At 70.4% G+C, this 10,792-nt stretch carries 6 protein-coding genes; all 6 read right to left on the reverse strand.

The window, feature by feature from the left end; all coding sequences use genetic code 11:
• The coding region (locus IJH84_RS15720) for an acyltransferase (protein WP_295145749.1) at window positions 1-942 on the reverse strand (942 nt) is incomplete at its 3' end.
• Window positions 939-4,061 carry an amino acid adenylation domain-containing protein gene (locus IJH84_RS15725; RefSeq protein ID WP_295145751.1) on the reverse strand — a complete coding sequence of 1,041 codons (3,123 nt, stop codon included), beginning with the start codon at window positions 4,059-4,061 and terminating at the stop codon, window positions 939-941. The genes IJH84_RS15720 and IJH84_RS15725, both read right to left, overlap by 4 nt.
• Window positions 4,062-4,090: 29 nt before the next feature.
• On the reverse strand, window positions 4,091-4,480 hold the full coding sequence (locus IJH84_RS15730) for a RidA family protein (protein ID WP_295145753.1): 390 nt from the start codon (window positions 4,478-4,480) through the stop codon (window positions 4,091-4,093).
• Window positions 4,481-4,512: 32 nt separating this feature from the next.
• Window positions 4,513-9,555 (reverse strand): non-ribosomal peptide synthetase, encoded by a 5,043-nt coding sequence (locus tag IJH84_RS15735; RefSeq protein WP_295145755.1) that lies wholly within the window; start codon window positions 9,553-9,555, stop codon window positions 4,513-4,515.
• A gap of 34 nt (window positions 9,556-9,589) precedes the next feature.
• Window positions 9,590-9,811, reverse strand: a complete 222-nt coding sequence (locus IJH84_RS15740) for an MbtH family protein (protein ID WP_295145757.1) — start codon at window positions 9,809-9,811, stop codon at window positions 9,590-9,592.
• Window positions 9,812-9,862: 51 nt separating this feature from the next.
• Window positions 9,863-10,792: alpha/beta fold hydrolase (locus IJH84_RS15745; RefSeq protein WP_295145759.1), on the reverse strand; the 930-nt coding region annotated here is incomplete at its 5' end.

Below are 10,792 nucleotides of genomic sequence, written 5' to 3' on the forward strand. Positions count from 1 at the left end.
CAGCTCGCCCAGGCGGAGCATGAGCCTGCCGCGGAACGGGCTGGGCGCCGCCCGCAGATCCGCGGTCGCGGCCGCGCCGATCAGCAGCGCCAGCGGTGCCGCGACCGGGGCCATGATGCCGTACACGTTGGGCAGCAGGACCACTTGCACGATCATGCTGACGACCAGCAGTGCGAAGGCGGCCGCCAGGCTGATCGGAATCCAGCGGCCCGCGCGCACGATCCGCGCCACGAGGATGCCCAGCGCGAATTCGAGCAACCGGGTGGGCGGGAAGAGGTAGATCGACCACCACTGCGACGCGGATGCCGGCAGGCCCGGGTAAGTGGGGGTGTCGGGCAGCACCGCCAGCACGATGAACGGAAGTGCGGCGATCACCAGCAGCAATCCGGTGGTCGAGCACCACAGCCGGTGCTCCGGGATCCGCTTGAGCAGGCCGAGCAGCCACGGGAACAGCAGGTAGAAGAACAGCTCGCAGCACAGCGACCAGCTGGGCTGGTTGATCGCGGTTAGCAGCACCGGGTCCGGTGCCCACACGTTCAGCAGGAAGAGGTTCGGCACCACCTGCATCGCGGTGAACGCCGTTCCGGACAGCACCGCGAGCGCGATCCCGGCGAGCCAGGTGACCAGGTGGTTGGGGTAGATCTTCACCAGCCGCCGCCGCCAGAACGCGAGCACGCCGTCGTCGCCGGTGGCCGACCAGGTGAGCACGAAGCCGCTGAGCACGAAGAAGAAGCCGACCCCGGTGAAGGCTCCGCCGATGCCGATCCGCTGGAGCACGGCGTTCGTGCCCGGGTCCGCGAAGAAGCTCTGGTAGAAGGCGTGGTGCACGAACACGAGGAACGCCGCCACGAAGCGCATTCCGGTCAGCGACGGGAGCCGGGCGAATCCGGTGCCGCCCGCTTCCGCGGCCGCTGCGGTGGTGGTCGGAGGTGTGCGGTTCATTTGCCGAGCAGCTCCCGCCGTTCGTCGTCTCCCAGGATGTCGATCCGACCGAGGCGCACCTGCGGGTCGCGCGCGACCGCTTCGAGGACCCGGACGAGCCGCTGCACCAGGCGCTGCACGCTGGAACGCTCGAACAGGTCGGCGTTGTACTCCACGGTTCCGCTCAGCCCCTCCGGATCGGTGTCGCCGGAACCTCCGAGGAACTCGAAGGCGAGGTCGAAACGGGAGCGGCCGATGTGCACGGGACGCCGCGCGGGCGTGGTCCCGGCCAGTCGCGGCTGCTCGGAGGTGGTGTCGTCCAGCTCCAGGAGGATCTGGAACAGCGGGTGCCTGGCCGGATGCCGCGGCGGGTTCAGCGCGCTCACCAGCCGACCGAACGGCATGTCCTGGTGCGCGAACGCCTCGAGGTCGTCGTCCCGCACGCGGTCCAGCAGTTCCGCGAACGCGGGATTGCCCGAGGTGTCGCCGCGCAGGACGAGCGTGTTCGCGAAGAAGCCGACGGTGTCTTCCAGCGCCGCACCGTCACGCCCGGCGACCACCGTCCCGACCGGGACGTCGGTTCCGACGCCGAGCCTGGTCAGCAGCGCGATCAGCGCGGCGTGCAGCACCATGAACGTCGTGGCGCGGTGCTCGGTGGCGATCTCGCGGATCCGGCTGCGGGTCTCGGCGCCGACCTCGATGGTGACGATGCCGCCGAGGTGGCTGGGAATCGCGGGACGGTCCCGGTCGGTGGGCAGTTCGAGCTGTTCGGGCAGACCGCGCGATTTCCCGGTCCACCAGGCCGTGCGGCGGGCCAGCACGCTGTCCGAAGAGGACTCGGCGCCGAGGAACTCCCGCTGCCAGACGGCGAAATCGCCGTATTGCACCGGAAGTGGCGACCATTCCGGTGGCCGCCCCGCTGCGCGCGCCGCGTAAGCGGTGGCCAGATCGCGCACGAGCGGGCCGAAGGACCACCCGTCGGACGCGATGTGGTGCGTCACCAGCAGCAGCACCTGCTCATCGGTGCCGGTGGAGTACACGGCGGCTCGGAACGGGGGATCGTTGACCAGGTCGAATTCCTCGGCGGCCGCGGCGCTGAGCAGCGCGTCGAGTTCGTCCGGTGCGCAGTGCACGAGTTCCGGGACGGGGGCCGCCGCCTCCGCGTCCAGAACGACTTGCCGCGGCACGCCGTCGTCGTCCGGGAAAACGGTGCGCAAGCTTTCGTGCCGCTGCACGACGTCGCGCAGCGCCTCCGCGAGAACGGGAACCCGCAGTTCGCCGGACAACTCCAGCGCGTGCGGCAGGTTGTAGAGCGCGCTGCTGCCGTCCAGGCGGCTCAGGAACCACAGCTGTTCCTGATTGGCGGAGAGCGGAACCCGATCCGGTCGCGGGCCCACGGGCAGCGGCGGCCGGTGTTCCCCTGCGGAGGTGTCGAGTTCCCGGGCGAGCTCGGCCACGGTCCGCTGCTCGAACAGCAGCCCCATGTCCAGTCGTGCGCCGAGATCGCTGCGCACCCGGTTGACGATGCGCACCGCGGCCAGCGAGTGACCTCCGAGGGACAGGAAGTCGTCGTCGGTGCCGACGGCGGAGACCCGCAGCGTCTCGGCGAAGATGCGGCACAGCGCGCTCTCGCGCGAATCGCGGGCAGCGGCCCGGCCGGATCGGAATTCCGGTTCCGGCAGCGCACGCCGATCGAGCTTGCCGCTGGCGGTGACCGGAAAGCTCTCGAGCGCTACCACCACGTCCGGGACCACCTGCGCGGGCAGGGTCGCGCGAGCGTGCTCGCGGACGTCGTCGGTGTCCACTTCGGACTCGGCCAGCACGTAGCCGACGAGCCGATCCCCGTGCTCGGCCGCCGTCGCCCGGCCGACCGCCGGGTGCCGTTCCAGCACCGCGGCGATCTCGCCGATCTCGATGCGCACTCCGCGGATCTCGAGCTGGTCGTCGAGGCGTCCCAGGTGCTCCAGGGCACCGTCCGGCCGCTGGCGGACGAGATCACCGGTCCGGTACATGCGGGAACCCGGCGGCCCGCCGATTTCGGCGACGAAGCGCTCCGCCGTCAGCGCTGCCCGTCCGCGGTAACCGCGCGCCAATCCGCTTCCGGCGATGTACAGCTCACCGGTCTCCCCGGGCCGGACCGGGTGCAGTCGCTGATCCAGCACGTGCGTCCGGGTGCCGCTGATGGGCGTGCCGATGGGGGCGTCCGCACCGCTGCATTCCGACCACAGGCTGTCGCCGCTGATTTCGGAGGCGCCGTAGAGGTTGATCAGCCGTGCTCCCGGGAACGTCTCCGCGAACGCCGCGGCGAGCGCGGGCGTGAGCTGCTCACCGCTGCTGATCCAGAACCGGCACGGGTCCAGGGATGCCACCTCCGGGTGCCGGACGAGCTCGTTCAACGCGCTCGGCACCGCGGTCAGCCGTTCGATCCCGTGCTGCCGGACCCGTTCGGGCAGTTCGACCAGCGAGGTCTCCTCCGCGATCACCAGCGTGCCGCCGGTGACGAGCGTGCCGAGGATTTCGGTGGTGCCGTCGATGAAGCCGAGCGAGGTCTTGCCCAAGACCGCTCTTCCCCGCTGCTCGGGGAATTCCGCCGCGAACCACAGCAGCCTGTTCACCAGGCCCTCGTGCAGCCCGGTGACACCTTTCGGCGCACCGGTGGAGCCGGACGTGTAGACGACGTAGGCGGGGTGCCCGGGTAGCAGCGGAGCGGTCCGGTCGGTATCAGCGGGATTCGTGCGCGGGTACCCGCCGGTGGCCGAAGGATCGACGACGGGTACCGAGACCTCGGGTGGCGGGGTGGCGCGATCGCACACGACGAGGCTCGGTGCGGCGTCGGTGATCACGTAGCGGTTCCGCTCGGGCGGGTTTTCCGGATCCACCGGCAGGTACGCCGCGCCCGCCTTGAGCACGCCGAGCATCGCCACGACCGTTCCGGCTCCGCGCGGCAGCGCGAGCGCCACCACGTCGTCGGGCCCGACACCGCGCTCGATCAGCAGATGCGCGAAGCGGTTGGCGCGTTCGTTCAGCTCCGCGTACGACAACCGCGCCGCGGCGGAGATCACGGCGACGGCCTGCGGTGTGGTCGCCGCCTGCCGCTCGAACAGGATCGGCGTCGGCTCGCCGTCCGCGCGTTCGGTCACTGTCGCTCCTCGCTGCTCGCCTGGTGGGTTCACTCCGCGCGGTAAGCGTCGGCTTCGACCTCGATGAGCAGCTCCGGCAGTACCAGCCGCTCGACCTGGACGATCGTGCTCGCCGGTAGCACGTCGGCGAAGAACTCCCGGTGCACGGCCCCGATCCGGTCGAAGTGGGCCATGTCGGTGGCGAACAGCCGGGTCCGGACGACGTCCGCCGTCGAGGCGCCCGCCTGGCGCAGGGTCTCGGCGATGCGGCCGAGGGCTTCCCGCGTCTGCGCGGTGATGTCCGATCCGCCCACCGGTCCGTCGGGGCCTGCCGCGGTGCTGCCCGCGACCGAGATCCACGGCCCGACCCGCACCGCGCGGGAATAGCCGAAGCGGTCCTCGAGAGCGCTGCCACCGGAGACGCGCTGGTAGGTCGTCATGGAGGGTCTTCCCTTCTGCTGGTGACCGATGGTCAGGAGTCGTTCGGGTCCGGGGCCGTTTCGCTGCGGACGGCTTCCTCGGGCATCGCGGCGACCGCGGCGACGACGGCTTCCTCTACCGCGTCGGCGAGTGCCGCGATGGTGCGGTGCTCGAAGAGGGTGCGGGTGGGCAGGTCGATGGCGAAGGCGTCCCGGATGCGGGAGGCGATCTGGGTGACCAGCAGGGAATGGCCGCCGAGTTCGAAGAAGTCGTCGTGGACGCCGATGTCGTCCAGCCCGAGAACGCCGCACCAGAGCTGGGCGAGGATCTCCTCGTGGCTGCTGCGGGGCGGGGTGTACTCGCTGGACAACTCGGGCCTGCGCAGGACCGGTTCGGGCAGTGCGGCCCGGTCGACCTTGCCGTTGCGGGTCAGCGGGAGGGCCTGCAGCAGCTGCAGCGTCGCCGGGACCATGTAGTCGGACAGCTTGCTGCGCAGGAACTTGCGCACGTCGTCGGCGGTGGTGCTGGACCCGGCGGCGGGTACGGCGTAGCCGGCGAGCACCGTTTGCCCGCCCGCCGCTTCCACGACCTTCACCGCGGCCGCCCCGACCCCTGGAGCCGCGGTCAGCGCGGCCTCGACCTCGCCGGGTTCGACGCGGTAGCCGCGGATCTTGACCTGGTCGTCGGTGCGGCCGATGAAGTCCAAGGTGCCGTCCGGTTGCCAGCGCGCTCGGTCGCCGGTGCGGTACATGCGGGTGCCGGGGGCATCGGCGTAGGGGTCGGCGACGAAGCGTTCGGCGGTCAGGTCCGGTCTGGCCACGTAACCGCGCGCCAGCGCCGGGCTGGACACGTACAGCTCGCCGGGAACCCCGATGGGAGCGGGGTTCAGGAAGTCGTCCAGCACGTACGCGGAGACGTTCGAGACCGGCCGTCCGATCGACGGCAGCTCCGGCCACTGCGCCGAATCACCGGAGAGCACGGTCGCGGAGACCTTGTAGGTTTCGCACGAGCCGTACTGGTTCTCGACCACGGCGTCCGGGCCGAGCGCGGAGACGAAGTCGCGGACCGCGCCGGACAACCGCAGCGCCTCGCCCGCCATGATCATCTCGTCCAGCACGAGCGGCTGGCGGTCCGCGCTGCCCGGCCGGTGCGCCAGCGCCAGTTCCTCCAGCTGGGCAGGCGGCAGGTAGGCGCGCTGCACGCCGGTGTCCGCGAGCACCCGCAGCACCCGGTCGGCATCGCCCCGTTCCTCCTCGGTCGGCACGACCAGAGTGCCGCCTCCGATCACGGTCACGAAGAATTCCTGCAACGACACGTCGAAACCGGTCGTGGCCAATTGCGCGCACACCCGGGGGCGCGGGTCGAGCGCGAGTTGCCAGCCGACGAAATGCTCGATGGTGCGCGCGGTGAGCGTGATGCCTTTGGGCTCTCCGGTGGATCCGGAGGTGTAGACGATGTCGGCGCTGGTGTGAGGGTGGTGGGTGCGGGGGGGTGGTGGGGGGGGTTGGTCGGTGGGTGCGTTGGTGGTGGTGTGAATCGTGGTGGTGGGCGGCGTGAGCTGTTCGATTCGTTGCTGGTGCGCGGGGTGCGTGAGCACGAGCGGGGGGTTGGTTTGGTGGAGGATGTGGTGGAGCCGGTCGTCGGGCTGGTGCGGGTCGAGGGGGAGGTAGGTGGTTTTGGTTTTGAGGGTGGCCAGCAGGAGGGTGAACAGTTCGGGCCCGGGTGCGGTGCAGATGCCGATGGGGGTTTCGGGCCGGGTGCTGTGCTGCTTGAGGTGGTGGGCCCATTGGTTGGCGGCTCGGTCGAGTTCGGCGTAGGTGAGCTGGGTGGTGCCGGTGCGCAGCGCGATGGCGTCGGGTGTCGCCGCCACCTGGTGCTCGACCATGCTCGCGAGATCCCGCCCGACGGGTAGCTCGAACCCGTTCTGCCGGTTGAACGCGGCCAGCAGGGTGTGCCGTTGCTCGGTGCCGAGCATCGGAATCCGCGACAACCGGCACTCGGGGTCTTCGGCGATGTGGTTCAGCACGTTGCGGAAGTGCTCGAGGAAGCGCCGCGCGGTGGACTCGTCGAACAGGTCGACGCTGAATCCGAGGAACCCGCGCATTTCGTCCGGATATTCGTCGACCAGCAATTCCAGGTCGAAGCGCGTGCTGGCGGGCTCGGTCGCCACCTGTTCGACGGCGAGTTCCGCCGGGGCCTCGAATTCCAGCGAGTTGTCGAACACGAAGCACACCTGGAACAGGGGGTTGCGCGCCAGATCGCGAACGGGGGCGAGGTCCTCGACGATCCGCTCGAACGGCACGTCGTCGTTGCTGAAGGCGCCCAGCGCGCTGGTCCGGACCCGGGCCAGCACCTCGGTGAACGCCGGGTCGCCCGACCAGGAGACCCGCAACGGGATCGTGTTGACCAGGAAGCCGATCAATCCTTCGAGCTCGGGCCGGGAGCGGCCGGCCACCGGCGATCCGGTGACGATGTCCGTGCTCGCCGCGTTGCGCGCCAGGACCACGTCGAGCGCGGCCTGCAGCACCATGAACATCGTGGCGCTGTGCTGCCGGGCGACGTCGCGGAGCCGGTGCGTCAGCTCCCGGTCGAAGCTGAAGTGCACCCGCTGGCCGCGACCGGTCAGCGCCGCCGGCCGGTCGTGATCGGTCGGCAGCTCGAGCGCGAAATCGGCGCCGTCCAGCTCCTCGCGCCAGAACCGCAGTTGCTGCTGGGCCTGCTCGCCCTCCAGCCAACGCCGCTGCCAGTCGGCGTAGTCGGCGTAATCCACCGGCAGCTGCGGGAGCCGGGGCTGCGCGCCGGCGCGGAACGCCTCGTACGCGGCGGTGAACTCCTGCCACAGCACCCGCATCGACCAGCCGTCCACCGCGATGTGGTGGAAATTGATCATCAGCAGGTGGTCGTCGGTGCGCACGCGGAACAGCCGTGCCCGCAGCAGCGGGCCGGTGCCGAGGTCGAAGCCCGCGGCCGCGTCCTGCTCGACGAACCGCTTCGCGGCGGCCTCGGCTTCTGCCGGGCTCAGGTGGGACAGGTCCGCGACCGGGACCGGCAGCTCTCCGGCGGGTCGCGGGTGCTGCCGGGGACTGCCGTGCTCGTCGCGGAACGTCGCGCGCAATGCGTCGTGCCGGTGCCAGATCAGCTCCAGCGCCCGGGTCAGCGCGGTGGTGTCCAGGGCGCCGGTGATGTGCCAGAGGTTCTCCACGGCGTACATCGGGGTTCCGGGCGTGAGCTGCTCGATCAGCCAGATGCGCTGCTGCGCGAACGACAGGTCGGGTTCCTCGCCGCGGCGGCGGGGAATCGGCGGGAGTTCGTCGCGCGACGCGGAGTCGACCAGCGGGCTCAGCGCCGCGACGGTGCGGTGCTCGAACAGGGTGCGGGTGGGCAGGTCGACGGCGAACGCGGTCCGGATGCGGGAGATGACCTGGGTGACCAGCAGGGAGTGGCCGCCTAGTTCGAAGAAGTCGTCGTGGATGCCGATTTCGTCCAGGCCGAGCACGGTGCACCAGATGTGGCAGAGGATCTGTTCGTGGCTGGTGCGCGCGGGTTCGTACTCGCTGGACAGCTCCGGGCGGGACAGCTCCGGCGCAGGCAGCGCCCGCCGGTCCACCTTCCCGTTCCGGTTCAGCGGCATGTCCTCGACAACGGTCATGGCGGCCGGGATCATGTGGTCCGGCAGCTTCTCCGCGAGGAATTCCCGGATCCGCCGCACGGACGGCGCCGGGGCGGACAGCGCGACGTATCCGGACAGGACCTCCACCCCGCCGGTGCCCTCGACGACCGTCACGGCCGCTGATGCCACACCGGGGCACGCGGCCAAGGTCGCCTCCACCTCGCCGAGTTCGACGCGGTAGCCGCGGATCTTGACCTGGTCGTCGGTGCGGCCGAGGAATTCGAGCGCGCCGTCGGCCCGGCGGCGCGCTCGGTCGCCGGTCCGGTACATGCGGGTGCCGGGAACGGCGGCGTAGGGGTCGGCGACGAAGCGTTCGGCGGTCAGGTCCGCTCTGGCCACGTAACCGCGCGCCAGACCTGGCCCGGCTACGTAGATCTCGCCGGGCACTCCGGCCGGAACCGGGTTCAAGAACTCGTCGAGGACGTAGACCGGCACGTTCGTGATGGCGCGGCCGATCGACGGCGCCTCCGGCCAGTGCTCCCGCTGCCCGGACAGCAGCGCGGCGGTCGCCTCGTGCGTTTCCGAGGGACCGTACTGGTTCTCCAGCACCGCGCCGGGGGCGAGCGAGTGCACGAACTCGCGCACCGCGCCGGTGAGCCGCAGCGCATCCCCGGATACCAGGACCTCGCTCAGCGCGAGCTCGACCGGCCGCCGCCACCAGGCGTACGCGAGCTGGGTCAGCAACGCGGGGCCCAGGTAGAGCCGCTCCACCTGCTGTTCGGCCAGCAGCCGCAGCAGCGCGTCGGGGTCCTGCCGCTGCTGCTCATCGGCCACCACGAGGGTTCCTCCGCTGAGCCAGGTCACGAAGATCTCCAGCAGGGACACGTCGAACCCGATCGAGGAGAGCTGCGCGCCGGTTCGCCGTCCCCCGCCCCGGCCGAGCTGGAATTCGGCCGGATTCCGAATGGTGGCTTCGGTGAGCGTGATGCCTTTTGGCCGTCCGGTGGATCCGGAGGTGTAGACGATGTAGGTGCTGGTGTGCGGGTGGCGGGTGCGGGGCGGTTTCGTGGATTCGTGCGCGGGCGGGTCGGTGCGGGTTTGGATGGTGGTGCCGGACGGGGCGAGTGCGCGGATTCGTCGGTAGTGGGTCGGATCGGTGAGTACGAGCGGGGGGTTTGTCTGGTGGAGGATGTGGTGGATTCGCTCGTCGGGTTGGTGCGGGTCGACGGGGAGGTAGGTGGTGTTGGTCTTGAGGGTGGCGAGCAGGAGGGCGAACAGCTGGGCGTCGGGGCTCGCGCAGATGGCGATGGGGTTTTCGGGCTGAGCGTGGTGATTGAGGTGGTGCGCCCACCGGTTGGCGGTGCGGTCGAGTTGGGCGTAGGTGAGTCGGGTGGTGCTGGTGCGGAGCGCGACGGCGTCGGGCGTCGCCGCCACCTGACGCTCCACGAGATCGACCAGCTGTTCCGCTTCCGCGGGAAAAGACATGCTCACCTGCTCTCCGATCGAACCGACGGGCCGCTCATTCCGCCGCGGCGGAGTCGTCCATGGCGTTGATCAGGCTCTTCGGGCGCTGATCGGTCCAGTGCTCGCTGACGTAGGCCAGGCAGGTTTCGCGGGACGCCTCGGAATGCGCCACGGACCAGCCCTCGGGAACGTCCGCGAACGCCGGCCACAGCGAGTGCTGGCCCTCGTCGTTGGTCAGCACGAAGAACGTGCCGTCCGGGTCGTCGAACGGATTCATCCGTATTCCTTTCCGGTGTTTCCGGGGATCGGTGTTCTTTTGCTCGCGGGATCAGCGGGACGGGCGCCGAACGAGCGCGTCCAGCGCCGGACCGATTTCGGCGAGGTGCTCGGGGTGCATGATGTGCAGGTGCTCGCAGTCGATCTCGTGGCATTCGATGCGCCCGGTGACGAACGGTTTCCAGTCCGCTGAGCTCCAGCCGAACGCGCGCTGGTCGCGCATCGCGGCGAAGAAGGTCATGTCGCCGTCGAACGGAACGGGTTCGAAGTCGCGGGCGATTTCGGCGTTGGCCAGCATCACCCGGTGCACCGCGCGTTGCTCGTCCTGGTCGAATTCGAACCCGACACCGGACTGGTCCCGCAGCACGCCCGCGATGTCCGAGTTCTGCCGCAGCAGCTCCAGATCGACCCGGGCGGTGAGCTCCGGCGGGTAGCAGTCCAGCATCGCCAGCACCGCGACGTCCTGCCCGTCCTGCCGCAGCCTCGCCGCCATCTGATGTGCGAGCAGACCGCCGAACGACCAGCCCACCAGGTGGTACGGCCCCTCCGGTTGCACCGAGCGGATCCGGCGGAGGTAATGCGAGACCAGCTCGGCGAGACCCGGGACCTCGCCGTCGGCGGCCGCTTCGGCGGACAACGCGGGATGCTGCAGGCCGTAGACCGGCACGTCCGGGCCGAGATGCCGCAGCAGGCCGGCGTAGCGCCAGCTCACCCCGGCGGCCGGGTGCACGCAGAACAGCGGTGCCCGGGTACCGGTCGAGCGCAGCGGGAGGAGGGTGCGCAGCCCTTGGCGAGCGCCCGGCCGGTCGATGCGCTCGGACAGCTCGGCGACGGTGGGGGCCGCGAACACCTCCCGGACCGGCACCGCGACGCCCAGCGTCTCGCGGATCCGGTTGCGCAGGCGAGTGATCAGCAGCGAGTGGCCGCCGAGTTCGAAGAAGCCGTCGTCGATACCGACCTCGCCCAGCCCGAGGACTTCGGC

The organism is Saccharopolyspora sp. (assembly GCF_017434145.1).
GTDB lineage: Bacteria > Actinomycetota > Actinomycetes > Mycobacteriales > Pseudonocardiaceae > Saccharopolyspora_C > Saccharopolyspora_C galaxeae.

Bases quoted from the DNA above. Each gene is read 5' to 3' on its own strand.
- IJH84_RS15730 (WP_295145753.1), bottom strand. From the start codon at position 4,480: ATGACGACCTACCAGCGCGTCTCCGGTGGCAGCGCTCTCGAGGACCGC.
- IJH84_RS15735 (WP_295145755.1), bottom strand. From the start codon at position 9,555: ATGTCTTTTCCCGCGGAAGCGGAACAGCTGGTCGATCTCGTGGAGCGT.
- IJH84_RS15740 (WP_295145757.1), bottom strand. From the start codon at position 9,811: ATGAATCCGTTCGACGACCCGGACGGCACGTTCTTCGTGCTGACCAAC.